General features: G+C 37.5%; 1 protein-coding gene. It reads right to left on the reverse strand.

Features of this window, described 5'->3' with window-relative positions; all coding sequences use genetic code 11:
• Positions 1-154 precede the first annotated feature (154 nt).
• Positions 155-610: an IS200/IS605 family transposase gene (gene tnpA, locus AB3H93_RS14140; protein ID WP_368020740.1), complete on the reverse strand. Its 456-nt coding sequence runs from the start codon at positions 608-610 to the stop codon at positions 155-157.
• Between the last annotated feature and the right edge of the window lie 156 nt (positions 611-766).

Here is a 766-nt window from a genome sequence, read left to right on the forward strand (position 1 = left end):
AATCATAACCACCCTTCAAAAGGGTGGTTTGCACCAGGGCTATAAGCCCTTAATACCGGCCAGCGCCTCAAGACGCTGGCTTTCTCATTTCATGTTCAAGCCATATTGCCTTTGCCACTTTTGCTCACCTTTAAAAAGGTGTTTGTCTTACTCTCTAACCCTTGAAAGGGTCTTCATATTCTCGAACGCTCAATTTATCTAGTGCTATATCATGTTTCTCTTGTTCTTGAATGTATTTTCTTATGGTCGCTTCATTCAGTCCCACTGTACTTACATAATAGCCTTCTGCCCAAAAATGTCGATTCCCAAACTTATATTTTAAATTCGCATGTTTGTCAAAAATCATTAACGCACTTTTTCCTTTTAGATAGCCCATAAAACTGGACACACTCATTTTTGGTGGAATACTCAATAACAGATGAACGTGATCTGGCATCATATGTCCTTCTAATATTTCTACCCCTTTATATTTACATAACCGCCTGATAATCTCTTGAATGCTTGCTCGATATTGATTATAAATAATTTTTCTTCTATACTTTGGAGTGAATACAATGTGGTATTTACACAGCCACTTTGTATGGGCTAAACTGTTTGCTTTATTAGCCATTTCTTATCCCTTCCTTTCGTTATCAATATGACCTGAACAATCATATTTTAACGATTTGAAGGGCTTTTTGGTAGAACCTTTTATTCCCCACCCGCATAGCAGGTGGTTTTATGTTTCACTCGCTTTGCGAGCTCAACTAGGTCTAAAGACAATAAA

The organism is Enterococcus sp. C74 (assembly GCF_040887125.1).
Classification (GTDB): Bacteria; Bacillota; Bacilli; order Lactobacillales; family Enterococcaceae; genus Enterococcus_B; species Enterococcus_B hirae.

Bases quoted from the DNA above. Each gene is read 5' to 3' on its own strand.
- tnpA (WP_368020740.1), bottom strand. From the start codon at position 610: ATGGCTAATAAAGCAAACAGTTTAGCCCATACAAAGTGGCTGTGTAAA.